The 24,125-nt window shown below is 59.2% G+C and carries 21 protein-coding genes; 7 read left to right on the forward strand and 14 right to left on the reverse strand.

Annotated elements, in window-relative coordinates:
• The first annotated feature begins 27 nt into the window (after positions 1-27).
• The 3 genes from B195_RS15490 (at position 28) to B195_RS15500 (ending at position 3,658) form a co-directional block, all read left to right on the forward strand.
• The gene (locus B195_RS15490; RefSeq protein WP_003441671.1) at positions 28-951 is read left to right on the forward strand and encodes a LysR family transcriptional regulator; all 924 of its coding nucleotides are present in this window, start codon (positions 28-30) and stop codon (positions 949-951) included.
• A gap of 162 nt (positions 952-1,113) precedes the next feature.
• Positions 1,114-1,683 (forward strand): peptidylprolyl isomerase, encoded by a 570-nt coding sequence (locus B195_RS15495; RefSeq protein WP_003441669.1) that lies wholly within the window; start codon positions 1,114-1,116, stop codon positions 1,681-1,683.
• Between the two features lie 142 nt (positions 1,684-1,825).
• Positions 1,826-3,658: an ABC transporter ATP-binding protein gene (locus B195_RS15500; RefSeq protein ID WP_003441666.1), complete on the forward strand. Its 1,833-nt coding sequence runs from the start codon at positions 1,826-1,828 to the stop codon at positions 3,656-3,658.
• Between the two features lie 173 nt (positions 3,659-3,831).
• On the opposite strand, the gene B195_RS15505 is transcribed toward B195_RS15500, so the two are convergent.
• Positions 3,832-4,938, reverse strand: a complete 1,107-nt coding sequence (locus B195_RS15505) for a GNAT family N-acetyltransferase (protein WP_003441663.1) — start codon at positions 4,936-4,938, stop codon at positions 3,832-3,834.
• Between the two features lie 264 nt (positions 4,939-5,202).
• On the opposite strand from B195_RS15505, the gene B195_RS15510 reads away from it, so the two are divergent.
• On the forward strand, positions 5,203-6,495 hold the full coding sequence (locus B195_RS15510; RefSeq protein WP_029612602.1) for a putative porin: 1,293 nt from the start codon (positions 5,203-5,205) through the stop codon (positions 6,493-6,495).
• Positions 6,496-6,563: 68 nt separating this feature from the next.
• On the opposite strand, the gene B195_RS15515 is transcribed toward B195_RS15510, so the two are convergent.
• The 4 genes from B195_RS15515 to hrpA all read right to left on the reverse strand — a co-directional run bounded on the left by B195_RS15515 (position 6,564) and on the right by hrpA (position 12,704).
• Positions 6,564-6,797, reverse strand: coding sequence for an anti-sigma factor (locus B195_RS15515; RefSeq protein ID WP_003441658.1), 234 nt, complete (start codon positions 6,795-6,797; stop codon positions 6,564-6,566).
• Positions 6,791-7,399: an RNA polymerase sigma factor gene (locus tag B195_RS15520; RefSeq protein ID WP_003441656.1), complete on the reverse strand. Its 609-nt coding sequence runs from the start codon at positions 7,397-7,399 to the stop codon at positions 6,791-6,793. The genes B195_RS15515 and B195_RS15520 overlap by 7 nt, the downstream gene beginning before the upstream one ends.
• Before the next feature lie 92 nt (positions 7,400-7,491).
• Positions 7,492-8,613, reverse strand: a complete 1,122-nt coding sequence (locus B195_RS15525; protein WP_003441654.1) for a beta-ketoacyl-ACP synthase III — start codon at positions 8,611-8,613, stop codon at positions 7,492-7,494.
• Between the two features lie 176 nt (positions 8,614-8,789).
• A complete protein-coding gene (gene hrpA / locus B195_RS15530) occupies positions 8,790-12,704 on the reverse strand; it encodes an ATP-dependent RNA helicase HrpA (RefSeq protein ID WP_003441652.1) in 3,915 nt (1,304 codons plus the stop codon).
• 349 nt (positions 12,705-13,053) lie between these two features.
• On the opposite strand from hrpA, the gene B195_RS15535 reads away from it, so the two are divergent.
• Positions 13,054-13,956, forward strand: coding sequence for a DMT family transporter (locus tag B195_RS15535; RefSeq protein ID WP_003441650.1), 903 nt, complete (start codon positions 13,054-13,056; stop codon positions 13,954-13,956).
• Positions 13,957-14,023: 67 nt separating this feature from the next.
• Here B195_RS15535 and B195_RS15540 read toward each other — a convergent pair whose 3' ends face one another.
• The 3 genes from B195_RS15540 to cysK all read right to left on the reverse strand — a co-directional run bounded on the left by B195_RS15540 (position 14,024) and on the right by cysK (position 17,400).
• Complete coding sequence (locus B195_RS15540; RefSeq protein WP_003441648.1) at positions 14,024-14,887, reverse strand: DMT family transporter; 864 nt, start codon at positions 14,885-14,887, stop codon at positions 14,024-14,026.
• Positions 14,888-15,220: 333 nt separating this feature from the next.
• Entirely contained in the window at positions 15,221-16,159 is a 939-nt protein-coding gene (locus tag B195_RS15545; protein WP_003441646.1) for an aspartyl/asparaginyl beta-hydroxylase domain-containing protein, read from the reverse strand.
• 266 nt (positions 16,160-16,425) lie between these two features.
• Positions 16,426-17,400, reverse strand: a complete 975-nt coding sequence (gene cysK, locus B195_RS15550) for a cysteine synthase A (protein ID WP_003441644.1) — start codon at positions 17,398-17,400, stop codon at positions 16,426-16,428.
• A 206-nt stretch (positions 17,401-17,606) separates the two neighbouring features.
• On the opposite strand from cysK, the gene B195_RS15555 reads away from it, so the two are divergent.
• Positions 17,607-18,452, forward strand: a complete 846-nt coding sequence (locus tag B195_RS15555) for a MoxR family ATPase (protein ID WP_003441642.1) — start codon at positions 17,607-17,609, stop codon at positions 18,450-18,452.
• Positions 18,453-18,473: 21 nt separating this feature from the next.
• Complete coding sequence (locus B195_RS15560) at positions 18,474-19,652, forward strand: VWA domain-containing protein (protein WP_003441640.1); 1,179 nt, start codon at positions 18,474-18,476, stop codon at positions 19,650-19,652.
• Positions 19,653-19,700: 48 nt separating this feature from the next.
• On the opposite strand, the gene B195_RS15565 is transcribed toward B195_RS15560, so the two are convergent.
• The 6 genes from B195_RS15565 to B195_RS15590 all read right to left on the reverse strand — a co-directional run bounded on the left by B195_RS15565 (position 19,701) and on the right by B195_RS15590 (position 24,084).
• The gene (locus tag B195_RS15565) at positions 19,701-20,621 is read right to left on the reverse strand and encodes a biotin-dependent carboxyltransferase family protein (protein ID WP_003441639.1); all 921 of its coding nucleotides are present in this window, start codon (positions 20,619-20,621) and stop codon (positions 19,701-19,703) included.
• The gene (locus tag B195_RS15570) at positions 20,618-21,322 is read right to left on the reverse strand and encodes an allophanate hydrolase subunit 1 (RefSeq protein WP_003441637.1); all 705 of its coding nucleotides are present in this window, start codon (positions 21,320-21,322) and stop codon (positions 20,618-20,620) included. The genes B195_RS15565 and B195_RS15570 overlap by 4 nt, the downstream gene beginning before the upstream one ends.
• A complete protein-coding gene (locus B195_RS15575; protein ID WP_003441635.1) occupies positions 21,319-22,071 on the reverse strand; it encodes a 5-oxoprolinase subunit PxpA in 753 nt (250 codons plus the stop codon). The genes B195_RS15570 and B195_RS15575 overlap by 4 nt, the downstream gene beginning before the upstream one ends.
• Positions 22,072-22,230: 159 nt before the next feature.
• Positions 22,231-22,764, reverse strand: a complete 534-nt coding sequence (locus B195_RS15580; protein WP_003441633.1) for a DUF2937 family protein — start codon at positions 22,762-22,764, stop codon at positions 22,231-22,233.
• Between the two features lie 12 nt (positions 22,765-22,776).
• Positions 22,777-23,553 (reverse strand): class II glutamine amidotransferase, encoded by a 777-nt coding sequence (locus B195_RS15585; protein WP_003441631.1) that lies wholly within the window; start codon positions 23,551-23,553, stop codon positions 22,777-22,779.
• A gap of 36 nt (positions 23,554-23,589) precedes the next feature.
• Positions 23,590-24,084 (reverse strand): hypothetical protein, encoded by a 495-nt coding sequence (locus tag B195_RS15590; RefSeq protein ID WP_029612604.1) that lies wholly within the window; start codon positions 24,082-24,084, stop codon positions 23,590-23,592.
• Positions 24,085-24,125 lie beyond the last annotated feature (41 nt).

The raw sequence follows: 24,125 nt of genomic DNA on the forward strand, positions 1-24,125 counted from the left end.
ACACAGACTCCGGCAAAGGAATTCATCGTGAAGGCGCCCCGTGTAACCCTTGATCAATGGCGCACCCTGCAAGCGGTGGTCGACCACGGCGGCTTCGCTCAAGCCGCCGAAGTTCTGCATCGCTCGCAATCATCGGTCAGCTACACCGTAGCCCGCATGCAGGATCAACTCGGCGTGCCGTTGTTACGGATCGACGGGCGCAAGGCAGTACTCACCGAAGCCGGTGGCGTATTGCTGCGCCGTTCCCGGCAACTGGTCAAACAGGCCAGCCAGCTCGAAGACCTGGCCCACCACATGGAGCAAGGCTGGGAAGCCGAAGTGCGGCTAGTGGTCGATGCGGCCTACCCCAATGCACGGCTGGTACGCGCCCTGACCGCGTTCATGCCGCAAAGCCGCGGTTGCCGTGTGCGCTTGCGCGAAGAAGTGCTGTCGGGCGTTGAAGAAGTGTTGCTGGAAGGCGTGGCTGACCTGGCCATCAGCAGCTTCAACATCCCCGGCTATCTGGGCGCCGAGCTCAGTGCCGTGGAGTTTGTTGCCGTAGCTCACCCTGATCACCCGCTGCATCGCCTGCAGCGCGAGCTGCATTTCCAGGATCTCGAAAGCCAGCTGCAGGTAGTGATCCGCGACTCGGGACGCCAGCAACCGCGCGACATGGGCTGGCTGGGAGCGGAACAGCGCTGGACCGTCGGCAGCCTGGCCACGGCTGCAGCCTTTGTGGGCAGCGGCCTGGGATTTGCCTGGTTGCCGCGACACATGATTGAACGCGAGCTCAAGGAAGGCGTGCTCAAACAGTTGCCTCTGGATCAGGGCGGCAGCCGTCACCCGCTGTTCTTCCTGTACTCCAACAAAGACAAACCCCTGGGCCCGGCCACACAAATACTTGTCGAACTATTGCGCACCTTCGATACCGCGCCCCTGGACGCGCCTTTTGCTGCCCCTCTGCAAGGCTGATCAAGCTTGCTCGGGCATGACAACGGTGGGCAGGAACAATGATCGCGAATATCCTGTCCAAGGTTGGCGGCCAGTCTGAACTCACTGGCGCCGTCATCACCCTATTCCATCGCGCGTGAGTTACCTCGCGCAGTTGCTCTCACTGTCCAGGATCCTGAACCCATGCTGAAAAAAATCGCCCTCGCCGCCGGTGCCCTGCTGTTCGCTGCCAACCTGATGGCGGCCACCACCGCACCGACCAAAGCGCCCCATGTTGTGCTGGACACCAGTTTCGGCCAGATCGAAATTGAACTGGACCCGGTCAAGGCTCCGATCAGCAGCAAAAACTTTCTGGAGTACGTCGACAGCGGCTTCTACAACAACACCATTTTCCACCGTGTGATTCCTGGCTTTATGGTGCAAGGCGGCGGCTTTACCGAACAAATGACCCAAAAGCCGACCCGCGACCCGATCAGGAACGAAGCCAGCAACGGCCTGCACAACGTGCGCGGCACCCTGTCGATGGCCCGTACGTCCAACCCGAACTCCGCCACCAGCCAGTTCTTTATCAACGTGGCTGACAACGCGTTTCTGGATCCGGGCCGTGACGCCGGTTATGCGGTATTCGCCAAGGTGGTGAATGGCATGGACGTGGTTGACCAGATCGTCAACTCGCAGACCACCACCAAGCAAGGCATGCAGAATGTCCCGATCGATCCCGTATTGATCAAGTCCGCCAAGCGCGTTGACTGAGGCAATGGTTCACACAAGGACTTTGACCGAACACTGAACCAGCAAGAGCAAGCTTTCGGGTCAATTTCTGGAAGCTCGCTCCTGCAGGAGGGTGCGGGGTCATACCACTAAAGGAGAGCCCGCACTGCGGGCGTCAGTGCCAATGCTTTATCGCTATTTTGAAAAGCTGATCGATATTTTCCGCGAAGCACCCACGCCTGCTCCACCCAGTACCGTCTGGGCGTTTTATTACTACTACCTGCGTCAGGTGTGGCCGATCTTTGCCGCCCTGCTGGTGGTCGGGCTGATTGCCGCCTTGATCGAGGTCTCACTGTTCAGCTACCTGAGCACACTGATTGACCTGACCCAGGGCACACCCAACACCGACTTCTTCAAGATCCACAGCAACGAACTGATCTGGATGGCAGTCGTCGCACTGATCATCCGCCCGATTTTCTTCGGCCTGCATGACCTGCTGGTGCACCAGACCCTGAGCCCGAGCATGACCAGCATGATCCGCTGGCAAAACCACAGCTACGTGCTCAAGCAAAGCCTCAACTTCTTTCAAAATGACTTCGCCGGCCGGATCGCCCAGCGCATCATGCAAACCGGCAACTCGCTGCGTGACTCGGCGGTGCAGGCGGTCGATGCCCTGTGGCATGTATTGATCTATGCCATCAGCTCGCTGGTGCTGTTTGCCGAGGCTGACTGGCGTCTGATGATCCCGCTGCTGACCTGGATCGCCTGCTATATCGGCGCCCTGTACTACTTCGTGCCCCGGGTCAAAGAACGCTCGGTGGTGTCCTCCGATGCCCGCTCCAAACTGATGGGCCGGATCGTTGACGGCTATACCAATATCACCACCCTCAAACTCTTTGCCCATACCAACTTCGAGCAGCAATACGCCCGCGAAGCAATCATCGAGCAGACCGAAAAAACCCAGCTGGCGAGCCGCGTAGTGACCAGCATGGATGTCACCATCACCACCCTCAACGGCCTGTTGATCGTCACCACCAGCGGTCTGGCATTGTGGCTGTGGAGCCAGTCGCTGATCAGCGTGGGAGCCATTGCCCTGGCCACAGGCCTGGTGATTCGCATCGTCAACATGTCCGGCTGGATCATGTGGGTAGTCAACGGCATCTTTGAAAACATCGGCATGGTCCAGGACGGCTTGCAGACCATTGCCCAGCCTGTGGCCGTGACTGACCGCGAACAGGCTCCGCGCCTGAATGTAGAGCGCGGCGAAGTGCGCTTTGAGCACGTGGATTTCCACTACGGCAAACGCAGCGGCATCATCAGCGACCTCAATCTGGTGATCAAACCCGGCGAGAAAATCGGCTTGATCGGTCCTTCCGGCGCGGGCAAGTCAACGCTGGTCAATCTGCTGTTGCGCCTGTACGACTTGCAAGGCGGAAAAATCCTGATCGACGGTCAGAATATCGCCCAAGTGACCCAGGAAAGCCTGCGCGAACAAATCGGCATGATTACCCAGGACACCTCGCTGCTGCATCGTTCGATCCGCGACAATCTGCTGTACGGCAAACCGGATGCCACCGATGAAGAGCTCTGGGAGGCCGTACGCAAGGCCCGCGCCGACGAGTTCATCCCGAACCTGTCGGATGCCCAGGGCCGTAGCGGCTTCGACGCCCACGTGGGCGAGCGCGGGGTCAAGCTCTCGGGGGGCCAGCGCCAGCGCATCGCCATTGCCCGGGTACTGCTCAAGAATGCGCCAATCCTGATCATGGACGAGGCCACCTCGGCGCTGGACTCCGAAGTTGAAGCCGCCATTCAGGAAAGCCTCGAAACCCTGATGCAAGGCAAAACCGTGATTGCCATCGCTCACCGGCTGTCCACCATCGCCCGCATGGACCGCCTGGTTGTCCTGGAAAAAGGCCATATTGCAGAGTCCGGAACCCATGCCGAACTGCTCGCCCATGGCGGTTTGTACGCGCGCCTGTGGCAGCACCAGACAGGCGGTTTTGTCGGTCTGGACTGAGTTAAAAAAGCAGCTCTGCAACGCCACTGATACACAGCGCCAGCGCCCGGTTTTTAAGGGCTCTGGGGTTTTTCAGGGCGTTTGCCAATCCTTGGCGCCCTGGTGTATTTCAATAATCCCGGGGCGGGTGTGCGAAATGCTGAAGACGGCGATGTTGATCATCCCGGCGAGGATCAGGCCTGCCGGTAAGGCAGAGCCGACCTCGCCTCTTCGGCATACGCCAGCACCCCCACTCGCTCACGCGCCAGAAAATCACTCACTGCCGCTTTCAATCCCTGATGGCGCAAGTAATGCCAGGAGTGAGTGATGACCGGCTCAAAGCCGCGTATCAGCTTGTGCTCACCCTGGGCACCGGCGTCAAAGCGCTGAATACCACCTGCGATGGCGTAGTCCATACCCTGATAGAAACAGGTCTCGAAGTGCAATCGGTCGAACTCGCCCAGGCACCCCCAGTAGCGACCATACAGGCTGAAGGCCATTGCCACCGGGCTTGAGCCCTGTCTGGCCAGCACCACACGAATGGACTCGGGCATGCGCTCGGCCAACAGGCTGAAAAATTCACGGGTCAGATACGGGGTTTGTCGACGCACTGCGTAGGTGTTGGCGTAGCAGGCATACACGAAATCCCATTGCGCCTCGCTCACCTGCTGACCTTCGAGCCATTCAAACTCGAATCCCTGCCCCGCCACTTGCTCGCGCTCTTTGCGCATTTGCTTGCGTTTGCGCGAGCTCAAACCATCGAGAAAGTCCTGAAAGTCACGGTACCCGCGATTTTGCCAATGAAACTGGCAGCCCAGCCGCTGCAGCCAGCCGGGCTGCTGTGACAAGGCCGTATCGGCCAGCGCATCGGTGAAATTGATATGGGCGCTGGAGAGCCCTTCTATCTCCAGGTAACCGGGCAATGCAGCCAGCAGTTCAAGCCCGTCGGCGCTACTGGCCGCCAGCAATCGCGGGCCGCTGACCGGGCTGAACGGCACCGCCGTCAGCAGCTTGGGGTAGTACTCGATACCCGCCCGCTCGCAGGCATTGGCCCATTCATGATCGAACACGTATTCGCCGTAGGAGTGCCATTTGCGATAACTGGGAAGCGCTGCCAGCAACTGACCATTTTCATAATGCAGCAGGTGCTCGGGCTGCCAGCCGGAATGGGGGCCCAGGCTGGCACTGTCTTCCAGTGCACTCAGAAAAGCATGGCGCAGGAACGGTTGCGCCACTGGCACCAATGCATCCCATTCGTGGGCCGAGATGGCGGACAGGCTGTCCAGGCGGTGTAACGGCATTGGTTGTCCCCGGAGTGCGACGTAGAGCGGCGATGGTAGCACCTGATGCCCGGTGCGAGCTGCTGGCTGGCGAAACCGCTGTCACAGATTCGATATCACTTTGCCACTTTTCTGTCATGTCCAGCCGCGATACTGGCGCCGCTTCTTAGAACGCAGGGTTATGAGCGGTTTGTTTGCAACAGGCTCAAGCCTCATTAACGCGAGCCCATCAAGGGCCGATTTTTCCTGAGATGGCCAGGGCCATCTCAACACTGGGAGTTTCATATGCGTCTTGTATCTACACGGGTTGCGGCGGGACTGTGTGGCGGACTGGTACTGGCCATGAGCGTCCCGGCCAGTGCCGGAGTCGATGCCAAACTGCTCGAAATGCTTAAAGCCAACGGCTCCATTTCACCGGCCCAATATGCCGAGCTGCAAACCGAACTCACCAGCGAAAAACAGGCCCAACAAGAAGCAGCCGCCAATCAGGTGAAAAAATCGGACCTCAGCGCCTTTGAACAAAAAGTGGCCTGGGCGGCCAAGACCGAATTCAAGGGCGACGTCAGGGTTCGCCAGGAAACGGTCAAGATCGATGGTGAGTCCGATGGTAAAAACAAGGATCGCCAACGAATTCGTGCTCGTCTGGGCGCCTACACCGAAATCAACCCGCAAGTGAATACCGGTATCCGTATCGCCACCGGCGGAGGCGACGATGCCCGCTCCACCAACCAGGATCTGGACAACTACTTCGACAAGAAACAACTGTGGCTCGATCAGGCCTACATCGATTATCACCCGACAGCCGTCAAGGACCTGCACCTGATTGGCGGCAAAATGCCCCAGCCGTGGGTCAGCATGGGCGACGTGATCTGGGATAGCGATATCAACCCGGAAGGTCTGGCCGCCACTTACAAGCACAACCTGGGTAACAGCGGCGTCGAGATGTTCGGTAGCGCCGGCTACTACACCCTCAAAGACAACGTCGACGGCGAAGGCGTGCAGTTTCGCAACGACTTGAGCCTGTATGCCGGTCAGCTGGGCGCCCGTTTCGCACCCACCGACAGCCTGAAAGTGACCCTGGGCGGCAGTGTTTACAGTTACAACAATGACAAGGACAGCGCCTGCCCTACTACCGGCACCAAGACCACGCCATGTGCGCTGGCAGTCAACGGCAACAGCACTGACGAGTTCCGCCTGTACGAAGGCTTCGGCCAGGTCGATATCGCCAACCTGCCAGTGCCGCTGTCGCTCTACGGTCAATACGTACATAACGCAGCCACCGACAGCGATCAGGACAATGCCTGGCTGGTGGGTTTCAAAAGCAAGCTGAACGCCTTCAGCCTGGACTACAACTACCGCGATATTCAGCGTAACGCGGTGGTGGGGGCATTCACTGACTCTGACTTTGCCAACGGCACTACCGGTTCACGGGGGCACAAGATCAAACTGGGCTACGAGATCGACAAGAACTTTGGTCTGGGCGTGACGTACTTCCTGACCAAGGCTGACTACGCAACCTCCACGCAGAAGGATGCCAATGCCAACACGCTGCAACTGGACGTAGAAGCCAAGTTCTAAGAGCAATCTGTTGAGCGCAGGTCGCGTCGATCCCCTCTTATCCGTCGACGATGCCTGCGCCCAACGCTTTATTGCCCGCCTGACTGCTCGCGCATCATCCGCTTGACCGTCATCTCAAGATCGACCGGTGGTGGTTCCGGCAATGTTTTAAGCGCGGTTCCCATCAACCGCATTTGCCGGGTAAAACGCCTGCAATTGGGGCAAAACAGCACATGGTGGCGCATCTGCAGGCGCTGACGAAATGTCAGCTGACCATCCAGGTAGTCGCTCGATCGGGCAACATATTGTTTGCAGGTCAACATTCCCCGGTTTCCTCGAAATGCTCCACGGTGGCGAAGACTTTAAGTCGGGCACGATGCACCAGCACCCTGGCATTGGAGAGCGATATCTGCAAAAGATTACAAATCTCCTCCAGCTCAAGCCCCTGACGATCGCGCAGTACCAGCACACTGCTTTGCAACTGCGGCAGACTGAGCAGCGTTTGCTCCAGGCATTCGCGCAACTCATGCTCTGTGAGCAGGGCTTCGGGGGTGTCCTGATGCCAGGCCAGGGGCGCCAGCAGCCAGTGCCCGTCAGAAGAGAACCGATCATCGTCGATCGTACCGTGGGGCGAAGGTAAATCGTCGAGCAGCACTTCCCGACGATTTTGCTTGTAGCGGTTTTTGGCAGCGTTGGCGGTGATGGTCAGCAGCCAGGTTTTAAGGCTTGAACGGGATTCAAAGCTGACAAGATTGCGTACCACCGCCAGCCAGGCATCCTGAACCGCTTCGTCGGCATGACGATTGCCCACAATGGCATAAGCCACGGCACGCATGGCCCCCTGATAGGTGCTGACCAGCTCCCGAAAGGCCTGCTGTTCACCGGCCAGCAGACGTTTGAGCAACTCAGTGTCGTCAGCAGCCATTGATACCTCGTCTGTTGTGAATCTGCAGGAGCCAGCTTGCTCGCGAGCGCTTTAAAAGCTCGCGAGCAACCTCGCTCCTGCAGGATCCGGGATCAGCGTTTACGCAGAATTATGCTGCCAATCGAATAGCCCGCACCGAACGAACTGAGCACCGCCAGCGAACCGCCTGGCAGATCGTCCTGATACTTGTGAAAGGCGATTACCGAGCCTGCCGAACTGGTATTGGCGTAGGTGTCAAGAATCACCGGTGCTTCTTCGACCGAGGCTTCGCGACCCAGCAGGCGTTTGACGATCAGGTGGTTCATGCTCAGGTTGGCCTGGTGCAGCCAGAAGCGCTTCACATCGGCCACGTCGAGCTGGTTCTCTTGCAGATGCTGGGCAATCAGCTCGGCCACCATCGGGCACACATCGCGGAATACCTTGCGGCCTTCCTGGACGAACAGCTTGTCGGGACTGTCTGGCGATTCGTCAGAAGCACGATTGAGGAAACCGAAGTTGTTGCGGATGTTGTTGGAGAAGGTGGTTAGCAGTTTGCTGCCGACGATATCGAACTGGTGCCGGGAAGTGGCCAGATCGGCACGCTCGACCAACACCGCAGTCGCCGCATCACCAAAGATGAAGTGACTGTCGCGGTCACGGAAGTTCAGATGGCCGGTGCACACTTCGGGGCTGATCAACAGCACCGCGCGGGCCTGCCCCAGCTGGACGCTGTTGCTGGCGGTCTGAATGCCGAAGGTCGCCGAAGAACAGGCCACGTTCATGTCAAAGCCAAAACCTTGAATGCCCAGCGCCTGTTGCACTTCAATGGCAATGGCCGGGTACGGGCGCTGCAGGTTGGAGCAGGCAACGATGACCCCGTCGATGTCGGCAGCGGTTTTGCCCGCTCGCTCAAGCGCCTGCTTCGCGGCGCCAACGGCCATTTCACAGAGCACCGACATTTCATCGTTGGAGCGTACAGGCAACCGTGGACGCATGCGCTGCGGGTCAAGGATGCCGTCCTTGTCCATCACAAAACGGCTTTTAATGCCTGAGGCCTTTTCGATAAAGGCGGCACTGGACTCGGCCAGAGGCTCGATTTCTCCGGCCTCGATGGCGGCGCTGTTATCCGCATTGAACTGCTGCACATAGGCATTGAAAGACTGCACCAGCTCTTCGTTGGAGATGCTGTTGGCCGGGGTGTACAGGCCGGTGCCGCTAATGACGACGTTATGCACGGTCGTTCCTCTTATTCTGTTCAAACAGAAGATATTGAATTCATTTCAGGCAGTGATAGCAGCGAAGTTTGCCATAAACGCCAACATTTGGCGTTACTTCACGATCGTCCATCTGTGCAGGAGCGAGCTTTCAAGCCGCCAGACAGCTCGCGAGCACGCTCGCTCCTGCAGGGTATTCAGGCGTCCACCTGGCTCCATTGTTTGCTCAGGCGTTTGTCCGAAATCGGCACTTTGGTCCCCAACTGCTGGCCGAACAGCGACACGCGATATTCCTCCAGCCACCAGCGATACAGCTCCAGCTGCGGGTCGCGCTTGCCTTCCTGGGCATGCTTGGTGGCCCGGGCCTGGTACTGCGCCCACAAACCGCTCAGCTCGCCACTCCAGACCCGGTCTTTCTGGACCTGGCCGGGGAGTTTCTCCAGGCGCATTTCAATGGCCTTGAGGTAGCGCGGCAGTTCCTTGAGCCAGACTGCCGGGGTTTCCCGGACAAAACCCGGATACACCAGATTGCCGAGCTGCTGCTTGATGTCATTCAGGGCAACCGCTTGAGCCAGATCGATCTTGCCCTTGAAGCGCTTTTGCAGCCCGTGCCACAGCTTGAGAATATCCAGCGTCAGCCTGGCCAGCTTTTCGGCATGCTCGGTCCAGGCCCCGCGCTTGCGCTCGGCAAGTGCAGCCAGGCCCGCACCATCGCGCGGCAGCACGGCTTCGCCTTCAAGGATGCAGCTGTCGAGGCTGGCCAGCAGAATGTCTTCCACCAGACTCTCGACCCTGCCCAGCTCGCGGTACAACAGGCCCAGTTCGGTCAGCCCCGGCAGCTTGGCGCGCAAGAATTTGGCCGGCTCGGCCAGTTGCTGCATCAACAACCGCTGGAGCGCCCGACGATGCTGATACTCAGCCTCGGCCGGGGTCGAGAAACGTCCTTCCTTGACGCTGTTGCCCTCTTCTACCAATGCCGGATAAACCGTCATCGACAACCCGGCAATCTTCTGCTGGGTTTTTTCGGCCACCGGGGCAAACACCTTGGCCTCTACCGGCTGCTGGTTTTTCGCTGTTTGCGGCACCGCCAACGCGGCCTGACTGGCCTGGGCAAAGCGTGCTGTCAGCTCGGCCAGATCGCGGCCTTCGCCGAGAAACTTGCCCTCGCCATCAACAATTTCGAGATTCATTTTCAGGTGGTTTTCCACCTGCTGCGCAGCTTCGGCCCAGGCTTCGTCACTCACCCGCGCCCCGGTCATGCGCAACAGCTCGCGACCCAGTGCCTGGGGCAACGACCCTTCGCCGTAGGCCATACGCTGCAAGGCGGCCTTGACGAAGTCCGGCACCGGCACAAAGTTTTTCCGTAGTGCCTTGGGCAGGCAGCGCACCAGAGCAATGCACTTGGCCTCGATCATGCCCGGCACCAGCCATTCCAGACGCTCGGGCGGCAACACCGAAAGCAACGGCGCAGGTACTTTGAGCGTCACCCCGTCACGGGGATGGTTGGGCTCGAAGTGATAACTCAGCTCCAGGGTCAAATCCCCCAGATGCAGGGTGTCCGGGAAATGCTGGGCGGTGATTTCAGTGGCTTCACGGGCCAGCACGTCTTCTTCACGCATGATCAACAGCTGCGGATCTTTCTGGCTGTTGATGCGATACCAGCTGTCGAAGGTGGCAGTCTGATGAATTTCAGCAGGCAGGCGCGCGTCGTAGAACCCGTACAGGGTTTCTTCGTCGGCCAGAATATCGCGGCGCCGGGCCTTGGCCTCCAGCTCGTCAAGTTGTTCCAGCAGTTGGGCATTGGCCGTCAGGCACTTGGCCCGCGACTGGATTTCGCCCCGCACCAGACCTTCGCGGATAAACAGCTCGCGGGACATCACAGGGTCAATCGGCCCGTAATGCACGGCACGCCGACCGACCACGATCAGGCCGAACAAGGTGATCTGCTCAAAGGCCACCACTTGTCCGCGCTTCTTCTCCCAGTGCGGCTCAAAGTAGTTCTTTTTGATCAGGTGCCCGGCCAGCGGCTCGATCCAGTCCGGCTCGATCTTGGCCACCATTCGCGCATAGAGCTTGGTGGTCTCCACCAGTTCGGCGGTCATCAGCCATTGCGGGCGTTTTTTACCCAGGCCGGAAGAAGGATGAATCCAGAACCGGCGCTGACGTGCGCCGAGGTAATCCCCCTCTTCAGTCTTTTGCCCGATCTGGCTGAGCAAGCCGGACAACACCGCCTTGTGCAGCTTGGGGTAGTCGGCCGGTTCTTTATTGACCGTCAACTGCATGTCGCGGCAGATCAGACTCAATTGGCGGTGTGAATCGCGCCATTCGCGCAGCCGCAGGTAATTGAGGAAGTTCTTGCGACACCAGCTGCGCAACGGACTGGCGGTCAAGGCCTGGCGCTGCTCTTCAAAGCCGCGCCAGACATTGATCAGCCCGGCGAAATCGGAGTCAACGTCTTTCCATTGGGCGTGGGCCTGATCCGCCGCTTGCTGGCGCTCGGGCGGACGCTCACGGGGGTCCTGTACCGACATCGCACTGGCAACAATCAACACTTCCTGCAAACTGCCGAGCCTGGCTGCTTCCAGCAGCATGCGACCCATGCGCGGGTCCACCGGCAAGCGCGCCAGTTGACGCCCCAGCGGTGTGAGCTGGTTCTCGCGGTTCACTGCCGACAGTTCTTGCAACAGGTTGAAACCGTCAGTGATGGCCTTGCCATCCGGCGGTTCGATAAACGGGAACGCAGTAATCTCGCCCAGACGCAGATGCAACATCTGCAAGATGACGGCGGCAAGGTTGGTGCGCAGAATTTCCGGATCAGTAAATTCCGGGCGCCCGTTGAAGTCTTCTTCGGCGTACAAACGCACACAGATACCCGGTTCAACCCGACCGCAACGGCCTTTACGCTGATTGGCGCTGGCCTGGGAAATCGCTTCGATGGGCAGGCGCTGAACCTTGGCCCGATAGCTATAGCGGCTGATACGGGCGGTGCCGCTGTCGATCACATAGCGAATGCCCGGCACCGTCAGCGAGGTTTCAGCCACGTTGGTTGCCAGCACCACGCGGCGCCCCGGGTGCGACTGGAAAATGCGCTGCTGCTCGGCAGGTGACAATCGCGCATACAGAGGCAGAATTTCGGTGTGCTTGAGTTGCGCCTTGCGCAGCATCTCGGCGGCGTCGCGAATTTCCCGCTCACCGGGCAAGAACACCAGCACATCGCCGGGGCTTTTGCGTTCACTGCGCTCAAAGGCGGCAATTTCATCAAGGGTGGCAATGATCGCCTGGTCGACGCTCAAATCTTCCTCGACACTGTTGCCCTCTTCATCCTGCTCCGAGGTCAGCGGTCGATACCAGGTCTCGACCGGGAAGGTACGGCCCGACACCTCGACAATCGGCGCATCGTTGAAGTGCTTGGAGAAGCGCTCCAGATCGATGGTGGCCGAAGTGATGATAACTTTCAGGTCCGGACGACGCGGCAGCAGGATTTTCAGGTAGCCCAGCAAAAAATCGATGTTCAGGCTGCGTTCGTGGGCTTCGTCGACGATGATCGTGTCGTAGCGTTCCAGATAACGGTCGTGCTGGGTTTCGGCCAGCAGGATACCGTCAGTCATCAGTTTGACCAGGGTGTTGGAATCGCTTTGATCCTCAAACCGCACCTGGTACCCCACCAGCGCGCCCAACGGCGTGGCCAGTTCTTCGGCCACCCGGCTGGCTACGCTGCGCGCCGCAATTCGACGGGGCTGGGTATGGCCGATCAAACCGTGTTGACCGCGACCGATTTCCAGACAGATTTTCGGCAACTGGGTGGTTTTACCCGAGCCGGTTTCACCGGCCAGAATCAGCACCTGATGCTTGAGCAACGCGGCCTTGATCTCATCGCGCTTGGCGGCGATCGGCAGGTTTTCGTCATAACGAATCAGCGGCACACTGGCCGCCCGCGCTTTCACCTGCGCGCACGATGCCTGCACCCGCTCGGCCCACGCGGCCAATTTGGCCACGTCGTCAGGCTTTTTGCGCAGCTCATGCAATTGCCGACGCAGTTTATGGCGGTCGGCAATCATGGCTTGATCAAGGTTTTTCAACAGTTGGTCGATAGCAGGCGATTCGTCAGTCATCAGGCGCGCAAAAGTCTTCGTAAATGCAGGGGGCGGATTGTCGCAGATTTGGCCCCACCCCGTGAACGGGATCTACAGCTGGATATGGCATCCATGCCAAAGGCGCCGTTACTCGGAGGCGGGCAGCTGCCGGCCGGTGGCCTGAGGTTTTCCCGCCACCGCCACCGCCAGTTCCAGAACAGCCAGGGCCACCAGCCCCCAGATAAACCAGGTCTTGCCGGCAGTCACCAGTAGCCAGCCCCCCCGGCCTCGAGCGTTGTCCGTGCACAGGGATATTGCGCCCGGGCAGCCATTGCCTTGCGCGCTGTATCCCCTAAACTGCCCGGCTCAAACCTTGTAAGGAATCACCGTGAGACTTGTCGATATTGCACGGATGCTGTCACTGGCAGGCATTTGGGGCGCCAGCTTTCTGTTTATGCGGATTATTGCGCCGGTGATCGGGACCATTCCTACCGCGTTTTTTCGAGTATCCATAGCCGCTACCGGCCTGGTGGTGATTCTGGCGCTGATGCGCGTGAGCTGGAATTTCGGCGGTAAGCTCAAGGTGATTTTGATCCTGGGGGTAATCAACTCGGGCATTCCGGCCACGTTGTATTCGGTGGCGGCCCAGGTATTGCCTGCTGGTTATTCATCAATATTCAACGCGACCACACCGCTGATGGGCGTGCTGATTGGCGGGTTGTTCTTTAGCGAAAAACTCACTGCGACCAAAATGGCCGGTGTGTTTTTAGGCTTGTTCGGTGTCGGCATCCTGACGCGTGCCGGGCCAGTGGCATTTGATATGGATCTGCTGATGGGCGCCCTCGCCTGTCTGCTGGCCACCACCTGTTATGGCTTTGCCGGTTTCCTGGCGCGCCGCTGGCTGGATCAGCAAGGCGGGCTTGACCCCCGTCTTTCGGCACTGGGCAGCATGCTCGGGGCCACGCTGTTTCTGTTGCCACTGTTTGCCCTGAGCGCCATCAACCAGCCGCCGGCCAGTTGGGGCGGAGCAAGCGTGTGGCTTTCCCTTTTGGGCCTTGGACTGGTCTGTACGGCGTTTGCCTACATTCTGTACTTCCGCTTACTGACCAGCATTGGTCCGGTCAAATCCATGACCGTGACCTTTATGATTCCGCCATTTGGCGTGCTGTGGGGCGCGTTGTTTCTGGATGAGCCGCTGTCAATGGCACATATCTACGGCGGGTTGCTGATCGCTGTAGCGGTATGGCTGGTGCTCAAGCCTGCTGCAGTGGCAAAAGCTGTAAACCCGTGAGTTCACGGATCTGCAGGAGCGAGCTGTATCGCGGGACAAGTACAGCTCACTCCTGCAGGTCAGGGTGTCAGGCCGTTTTACGGAACACGAACACCAGCCCGATGATGATCAGCGCCATGCCCAGCAAGCTCAAAGCCGCCAGTTTGTTGCCGAAAATCAGATAGTCCATCACCGCGGTCACCGCCGGCACCAGATAAAACAGGCTGGTGACGTTGACCAGATTGCCTTTGGCGATCATCCGGTACAGCAGCAAGGTCGCCAGTACTGAAACCACCAGCCCCATCCACAACACCGGCACCACAAACCCGGCACTGTGTTCGAAGTGAAATGGCTGAAACGGTACAAACACCGCACATACCAGCAACCCTGCAAGGTATTGCAGCGGCAGCGTACCCAGCGGGTTTTGGGTGATGCGCTTTTGCATCAAGGTGCCCGCCGTCATGCTGGCCAGTGCCAGCAAGGCATACAGCATGCCGGTCCAGGACAAACCTGCCAGACCGATGCCCTGGTAGACCACCAGGATCAAACCGCCCAGCCCCAGCAGCAACCCCAGAGACCGACTGAAGGAATGCCGCCGCTCCATGATCACGGCGGTCAGGATCGGTTGCACCCCCATCACGGTGGCCATCACCCCCGGGGTTACTTTCAGATCCAGCGCCAGCAGGTAAAAAATCTGATAGGCGCCCAACAGCACTACACCGGTGGCCAGTGCATAGCTGATCCCCTTTACGCCACGGGGCAGTTGAAACTTCATCAACGGGATTATCAGCACCAGCGCCAGCAAGGCGATGGCAAAACGGATCAACAAAAAGGCAAAGGGCGATGCATGGGCCAGCCCCCACTTGGAGAAGATGGCGCCACTGCTCCACAGCAGAACGAACAGGCTCGTGGAAACAGCCGCCAGCGCGGACTCTTTAGAAATCGAAAACATGGGTAACACCTGTCATCAGGCAAAAAAGCCAACTCAGCCAAAGCTGAAGTTCAGAGGTTTTTCAGGCGGGTACGGGCAGCTGAAAGATCAGTTCAGCCCGCGACAACAACACCTGGTGGCGACGCCACAGTGCGGCTGACAGGAGGGGGATAGTGACTGATCTGCGCAGGCTGCTGGTTTGCGCACGGCACCACGCCAGCAGAGACTGCTGAAACGACAACGCTGTGGGAGAGGCAAACCGGCATGGGCTGATCTTTTTTGGAGAGAAGATGCGGAGCGCTTGGGCTCATCGAGCGCTGACTATAACCAGCGCCCGATACAAATTGCAATGCTTTAACCGAACAACCAGCGCCACAACAACAGCAGCACGATCACGGCCAATATTGGACGGGCCACGCGGTAAAGTTTGGGGTTACGGCGCTTCCATTGTTTGACCACACCACTGAAACGGTCGCTGAACGTCTTGCTCCAGGCATAGGCCTTGTTGATGCCGCCTACGCGCTCGTCATCGGTGTTCTGTGGAGCGGTGGCTTTGCCCAGCTGAGCGCTGACCCAGCGGTTGATGCGCGTCATCAGGGGGCTGGTGAGCGGCCGTTCGATGTCACAAAAGAGGATGACGCGGGTGATGTCGGTTTCATTCTTGACCCAGTGCACGTAGGTCTCGTCGAACATCACGTCCTCGCCGTCGCGCCAGGAATACTCTTCGCCATCAACGAAAATCCGGCAAGCATCCGAGTTGGGTGTCGACAGGCCCAGGTGATAACGCAACGAACCTGCGAACGGGTCACGGTGCGGGTTGAGGTGGCTGCCCCCCGGCAACAGCGCAAACATCGCGCCTTTGACGTTGGGGATGCTGTTCACCAGCTCGACGGTCTTGGGGCACAGCAGTTCGGCTGATGGCAGCGCTTTGTCGTACCACTTGAGGTAAAAACGCTTCCAGCCTTTTTTGAAGAACGATCCAAAACCGGCATCGTTGTTCTTTTCGGCGGCGCGGATATAGCCCTCATCGAACAGGTGCATGGCTTCTTCGCGAATCACTTGCCAGTTGTCTTTAAGAACATCCAGCTCGGGAAACTTGCTGCGGTCCAGGTAGGGCCGGGACGGGACGCCGGAGAACAGATACATCAAGGCGTTATAGGGCGCAAAGAACGCGGAGTGGTTGACGAACTGGCGCAACACCGGCAGGCGCGCCTTGCCGCGCAAATGCACGTAAAGGATGCTGCCGACAAACAGCAGTATCAACCCTGCCTTGATGGCGAAGGATAAGGTCATGCAACAACTCCTCGAAAATAGGCAACCTGCCCCGGTCTGTCATGCAACGTGGCAGCCGGCCATGATAAACACTCCCGGCCCCGGGCAAAACCCGCCTGATCCAACATTCAGCGTTAAGGAAGACGTAATAACGAGTCAATAGTGCATAAGTCGCAGCTCTGAGAGCTTGATTTGGGTCAGTTGCATCCGTCTGGCGGGGGCCGGCTTGCCTGCGACAGCACCACGATGCCTGAATCGCTGGCAAGCCTGAACCCTGGGAAACGGGCTTACTGCTGTAATTCCTGCTCGCTGAACATATCGCTGAACAGGTAGCTCGACAGGTAGCGCTCACCCGAGTCGGGGAGGATCACAACGATAGTCTTGCCCTGCATTTCCGGGGTTTCAGCCAAACGTACTGCCACAGCCATTGCCGCGCCGCATGAGATCCCGCACAAGATGCCTTCTTCGTGCATCAGACGCAGGGCCATGGCCTTGGATTCGTCATCACTGACCAGTTCGACTTTATCGAGAATCGACAAATCGAGGTTTTTCGGTACAAAACCGGCACCGATGCCCTGGATCTTGTGGGGCGAGGGTTTGATCTCTTCACCGGCCAGCGCCTGGGTGATGACCGGCGAGGTGATGGGTTCTACCGCAACCGACAGAATCGGCTTGCCCTGGGTGTGTTTGATATAGCGGGAAATTCCGGTAATGGTGCCACCGGTTCCCACTCCAGCCACCAGCACGTCAATGCCGCCGTCAGTATCGTTCCAGATTTCCGGCCCGGTGGTTTTCTCATGGATTGCCGGGTTGGCCGGGTTTTCGAACTGCTGGGGCATGAAGTACTGCTCAGGATCGCTGTTGCAGATCTGCGCAGCCTTGTCGATGGCCCCTTTCATGCCCTTGGCCGGCTCGGTCAGTACCAGTTCGGCGCCCAGCGCCTTGAGCACCTTGCGCCGCTCGATACTCATGGAGGACGGCATGGTCAGCATCAATTTGTAACCGCGGGCAGCCGCGACAAAGGCCAGACCGATACCGGTATTGCCCGACGTCGGTTCAATGATGGTCATGCCGGGTTTGAGCACACCACGGCTTTCGGCGTCCCAGATCATATTGGCGCCGATCCGGCACTTCACCGAATAGCCCGGGTTACGGCCCTCGATCTTGGCCAGAATAGTCACGCCACGGGGCGCAATACTGTTGATTTGTACCAGAGGCGTGTTACCGATGGAGTGCGCGTTATCTACAAAAATGCGGCTCATGGCGGGGTCCTTATTCACCTTTTGGGAAGGCCTCAAGGGTAGGCCTCGTGTTCCCGGGCGTCCAGTCATGGCGTGACGCGCCATTCAGAGACTGAATGGCGCGTCTGCGTTCACCTCGGACGGGCGTCGCGTTATAGTCGGACATACTTTTTTGTTCTCCCGCCCTGCCCCTTGCAGGGCCCGGGTCTTGGTTTGAGGAATTGCAGATGAAGTTTGAAGGCACCCGCGCCTACGTGGCCACCGATGACCTGAAACTGGCGGTCAACGCGGCCATCACCCTGGAGCGCCCGCTGCTGGTCAAAGGTGAACCCGGCACCGGCAAGACCATGCTCGCCGAGCAACTGGCCGAATCCTTCGGTTGCAAGCTGATCACCTGGCACATCAAGTCCACCACCAAGGCCCATCAGGGCCTGTACGAGTACGACGCGGTCAGCCGTCTGCGTGATTCGCAGCTGGGGGTCGATAAAGTCCACGATGTGCGCAATTACCTGAAAAAGGGCAAGTTGTGGGAAGCCTTCGAAGCTGAAGAGCGGGTCATTTTGCTGATCGACGAAATCGACAAGGCCGACATCGAGTTCCCGAACGACCTGCTGCAAGAACTCGACAAGATGGAGTTCTACGTTTACGAGACCGACGAAACCATCAAGGCCAAAGTGCGCCCGATCATCATCATTACCTCCAACAACGAAAAAGAACTGCCGGATGCCTTCCTGCGCCGTTGCTTCTTCCACTACATCAGCTTCCCGGACCGCAGCACCCTGCAAAAGATCGTCGACGTACACTTCCCCGACATCAAGAAAGAACTGGTCAGTGAAGCGCTGGACGTGTTTTTCGACGTACGCAAAGTGCCCGGCCTGAAGAAAAAGCCTTCGACCTCCGAGCTGGTGGACTGGCTGAAACTGCTGATGGCCGACAATATTGGCGAGGCCGTGCTGCGCGAGCGCGATCCGACCAAAGCCATCCCGCCACTGGCCGGCGCTCTGGTGAAGAACGAACAGGACGTGCAATTGCTGGAGCGTCTGGCGTTCATGAGCCGTCGCGCTAATCGCTGATTTTTCCAGAAGGCGATAAGCATGCTGCTTAATCTGTTCAATGAAATGCGGGCGGCCAAGGTGCCGGTTTCTGTGCGCGAGTTGCTGGACTTGATCAACGCGCTGAAGCACCACGTGACCTTCGCCGACATGGACGAATTTTATTATTTGGCGCGCACCATCCTGGTCAAGGACGAGCGTCATTTCGACAAGTTCGATCGCGCATTCGGCGCCTACTTCAATGGCCTGCAGAACCTCAACGAGCACCTTGAGGCCCTGATTCCCGAAGACTGGTTGCGCAAGGAATTCGAGCGCTCGCTGAGCGACGAAGACCGGGCGCAGTTGCAATCGCTGGGGGGCCTGGACAAGCTGATTGAAGCGTTCAAACAGCGTCTTGAAGAGCAAAAGGAACGCCATGCCGGTGGCAACAAATGGATCGGCACCGGTGGCACCAGCCCGTTCGGCTCTGGGGGCTATCACCCTGAAGGCATCCGGGTGGGCGACGCCGGCGCGCGCCAGGGCAAGGCCGCCAAGGTCTGGGAGCAGCGCGAGTACAAGAACCTCGACGATCAGGTCGAACTGGGCACGCGCAATATCAAGGTGGCTCTGCGGCGCCTGCGCAAGTTTGCCCGCCAGGGTGCGGCAGAAGAGCTGGATATCGATGGCACCATCGACCACACCGCCCGCGATGCCGGCCTGCTGAACATTCAGATGCGCCCTGAACGGCGCAACAACATCAAACTGCTGTTGCTGTTTGATATTGGCGGCTCGATGGATTCACACGTGAAGATCTGCGAGGAGTTGTTCTCGGCCTGTAAAACCGAGTTCAAGCATCTGGAGTACTTCTACTTTCATAATTTCATTTATGAGTCGGTGTGGAAGAACAACCAGCGTCGTCAGGTCGAACGTATTTCCACCCAGGATCTGCTGAACAAATACGGCGCCGACTACAAGGTGATCTTTATTGGCGACGCGGCCATGGGCCCCTATGAAATCACCCACGCGGGGGGCAGTGTCGAACACTGGAATGAAGAGCCGGGTTACAAGTGGATGCAACGCTTCATGGAGAAATACAAAAAGCTGATCTGGATTAATCCTTACCCGAAAGACACGTGGAACTACACCGCTTCGACCGGGATCGTACGCGACCTTATCGAAGACCGGATGTACCCCTTGACGCCGGACGGTCTGGAACAAGGGATGCGGTTTCTGGCCAAGTAATGATGCCCCCTGCAGGAGCGAACACCCTCGCTCCTGCAGGCTGGGTTGTTATTCGGCAAACCGCTGCATGAACGCCACCTGCTGGCGCTGCGCCGCATCCTGGGTGGTCGGACGCATGTACACCACTTCCCCCGGCAAACACTGGGCCAGACGTGCCAGCGCCAGCGGGGTCAAGGCGCCGAGACGCGGGTAGCCGCCAATGGTCTGACGGTCATTGAGCAATACAATCGGCTGGCCATCCGGCGGGACCTGAATCGCCCCCTGCGGGATACCTTCGGAAATCATCGGCGCGCCCTGATAGACCAGTGCCGGCCCCAGCAGGCGGATGCCCATGCGGTCGGCGCGACTGTCGAGGGTCCATGGATTATTGAAGGCGTCAAAGGTGCTTTGACCACTGAAAGCACCCATTTGGGCACCCAGCACCACATCCAGCAACGGCTTGGGACTGAACTCGGGCAGGTACCGGGACGGCAGTTCACGCAACGGCTGCGCAGCCCCGCCATAACTCAGCTCATCGCCTGCCGCCAGCGCCCGGCCAAAGCCATCGGGGCCGCCGAGCTGCTCACGAACCACGGTGGAGCAACTGCCCAGCACTTGAGGGGCGCTAAAGCCTGCCGGTGCGGCCAGATAGGTGCGGGCACCGCTCATCGGCTGAGTGAAGGTCAGGGTCTGGCCTTTTCTCAGAGAGAAACTGCGCCAGGGCTTCAAGGCTTGTCCGTCTACCGCTGCTGCCAGATCTGCGCCGGCCAGAGCCAGCGTGCAATCGTCCCGGGCGATAACAGATAAGCCGCCGAGGGTGATTTCGATGACCGCCGCGTCTGGCGAGTTGCCCAGCAGCCAGTTGGCCCAGGCCATGGACATCCAGTCCGCAGCCCCGCCCTGGGTCACGCCCAGGTGCCGTACGCCGAAACGACCGGCGTCCTGCAGCAGGCAAAACGGATTACTGGCCTGAATCAGTAAACGGCTCATGCCAAGGCCTCCTGGGGCGTGTCATCACCGCCTAGACGGATAAACTCAGCACGGCTGACAGCGGCGAATTGCACCCTGTCGCCAGGCTGCATGAGGCTGTAACCCTCGCGCTCGCGATCAAACAATGCGCTCGGGGTACGGCCGATAAGGTTCCAGCCGCCGGGCGACTGCGCGGGATAGGCCGCGGTCTGGCGCTCGGCAATCCCCACGCTGCCGGTGGCGACACGTTTGCGCGGGGTGGCCAGGCGCGGTGCGGCCAGGGCTTCTTCGACCAGCCCCATAAAGGCAAAACCCGGGGCAAAGCCCAGGGCGAAGACCTGATATTGATGCTCACTGTGACGACGGATGACTTCGCTCACCGACCAGCCGGTGCGCTTGGCCAGCAAGGCGAGTTCCGGCCCCACACTCAGGTCGTACCACACTGGCAGTACGTGACACTGGCCAAGGTTTTGGGTTTCCGGGCGCAGGTCAGTCAAAGCCTGGGCGATTCGCTCCCGGGCCTGGGCCGGCGTCAGTGCCAGGCCGTCGTAGTGCACCATCAAGGTGGTGTAGGACGGCACCAGATCGGTCAGATACTCGGCGAAGCAAATGCGCAGGCGCTCGCTGGCAGCCAGCATCCACGGCATGTTGGTTTCTGCAATTTCATCGAACAGACGCAGCATCAGGCAGTCGATGGCCACCACTTCAATGCGCGGCTTCATCCCTGCGCCTGCTGGCTCAGGGCCTGGCGAATCCGTTGCACGGCGGCGACCGAGCCGGCGTTGTCGCCATGCACGCACAGCGTGTTGGCGTGCAGGTGCAAGGCACTGCCGTCATTAGCCACCAGAGGCTGGCCAGCCGCAATGGTCAGGGCCTGTTGCACGATAATCTCGGCGTCGTGATGCACCGCCCCCGGCAGTTGCCGTGAAACCAGGCGCCCGGCACTGTCGTAAGCGCGGTCGGCAAAGGCCTCGAACCACAGAGTCACGCCGAACTCATCACCGATGGCTTGCGCCGCGCTGTTGTCGCGGGTGGCCATCAGCATCAGCGGCAAGCCCGGGTCGTAAGCGGCCACGGCCTGCACCACCGCCCGCAACTGTGCGGGGCTGGCCATCATGTCGTTGTACATGGCGCCGTGGGGTTTGACGTAGCTGACTCGCGTGCCCTGGGCGCGGCAGATGCCGTCCAGAGCGCCGATCTGATAGTGCAGCAGGTCTTGCAGCTCTTGCGCCGAGTAGGCCATGGAGCGTCGACCAAAGCCGGCGAGGTCTTGATACGCGGGGTGGGCGCCGATTTTCACATCATGGGCCAACGCCAGACCTACGGTTTTGCGCATGATGCCCGGGTCGCCTGCGTGAAAACCGCAGGCAATGTTGGCGCAATCAATAAACGGCATGACCTCGGCATCCAGGCCCATGGTCCAGCTGCCAAAACTCTCACCAATATCGCAATTCAATAACAGGCGGCTCACGGCGATGCTCCTGTGGTCTTTTTATAGTTTAGGTGCAGGCATTTTTGGACAGCAGCACGCCGTTCGTCCAACTAATAAAAGCCGGACTCAGGGATAAGAAAAAGTTGATTGCTTAAATTTCTGCCGGGCCAACCGCTGTTCTGCAGGCCCAGGTCAGGATTAGCTGTCGCGTGCTCGGCGGGCAATTCTCTCGCGCTGGCGTTTACCGCCCAGGACGACCCAGTCCACCAGGCGCAGGAAGCCTTCGATGATGAAGGAAAACAACAGGGCCCCGGCCATCGCCCAGCCAATGGCGGTCGGTGACAGCAGCACCTGATAGCTGTAGGTGTCGATGGTTTCCTGACGAATTGCCGGATCGGCCGCGTAAGCCACTTGCAGTGCACGCATGTACCACGGCCCCTGCATGGCCTGGAACTGATCGTCGAGCAGACGCTGGCGGCTGAGCAATGTGCCCAGGCTGTTGGCATCGCTGCGAAATACCGGGTCGTCACTGGCCCGGTAATGCGCAACCAGCGCTTGCAGATCGCCTTTGAAAAACTGGTTGGCGGTGTTCTGGAAACCCGCCAGCCCGGTTTGCGCTTCGATCAGGTGAGCTTCGACGCGGTTGGCGTAATCATTGATAAACCCCGGCACTTGCACGCCGATCAACAGGCCCAACGTAAACAACACCAACCGCAGATAGCTCAGAAACATGCAGGCGCATCCTTATTCGGTTGTGCCCTGGCTGACGCATTCACCGCGTCGCCACAAGCTCCATTGACCCGGTTCGTAACGCGTCCAGGTTTCGTTTTCTGTCAGCGGTTCGGTGGCAATCACGGTGACTACATCGTTCGGGGTTGTTTCTGACTGAAAATCCACAATCACGTCGACATCTTTCAAACGTGCCGGGCCAAAGGGCGCACGGCGCGTGATCTGTGCCAGCTTGGTCGAGCAGTAGCAGAACAGCCAGTCACCGTCGCTGAGCAGGCAGTTGAACACCCCTTTGCTGCGAAATTCGGCGCAAGCGGCGACCAGCACCGGCAGGATAGTTTCGACGTCGACCGGTTCGGGGAAGGCCTGGCGAACCCGGTTCAGCACATCGCAGAACGCGGCTTCACTGTCGGTATCACCGATCGGACGGTAAAAGCTGGTACTCGGGGAGAAGTCGGCCAGCTGGCCGTTGTGCGCGAAGCACCAGTTACGGCCCCAGAGTTCACGGACAAACGGGTGGGTATTGGACAGGCAGACTTTGCCGACGTTGGCCTGACGGATATGGCCAATGACCACTTCGCTTTTGATCGGGTAGCGCTGCACCAGCAACGCGACCTCGGAGTCGCAGCTGGCAGCCGGGTCCTGAAACAGGCGCAGGCCACGGCCTTCATAGAAGGCGATGCCCCAGCCATCGCGATGCGGGCCGGTACGCCCGCCACGCTGCATCAGACCGGTAAAGCTGAACACAATATCGGTCGGGACGTTGGCGCTCATGCCCAATAATTCACACACGCTCGCACTCTCGCATTCAAGCTCAACGGAAAAGGATTACAACCGCGGCTCAACCCGCGACGGGCCCGCAGCACGGGGTGCTGCCGGGCGGACAAAACGGTCATCGCCAGCAGGGCCGAAAGGCTGGTCGTCTTCAGGGTCGCTGTGGTGCGCCTGCTGGTTGGCGGCGGCTTGCGCCTGACGCGCCTTGCGGGCACGCTCGATGGGCCAGCGAATCAGCACAAAAACCGCATACAGGCACAGTGCAAAGATGGCGTACATCAACAGGTCCGACACCGCGCGCCAGGCGTTATTGCCCACCTTGAACGCAAGGTCCAGGGCAGTGATGGCCACTGCAGGAGCAAATTTTTCTTTTACCGGGTCGATAATGGTCGGGCTCAACAGCAACACCGCCATTAACACGCGTAAAGGCTCACGCAACCAGCGCCACATAAAGCGGGTCAGGCGCCACCATACGAGCAGGCAGCCCAAAGCGGCAAAGGCATAAAGGCCCCAGGCGATCAGATAGTCGTTCTCGGTCATGGTATCCATGGTCGGCAGGCAATGAGGCGCTATGATAACGGCTTTTAGGC

Source organism: Pseudomonas sp. Lz4W (assembly GCF_000346225.2).
Classification (GTDB): domain Bacteria; phylum Pseudomonadota; class Gammaproteobacteria; order Pseudomonadales; family Pseudomonadaceae; genus Aquipseudomonas; species Aquipseudomonas paraversuta.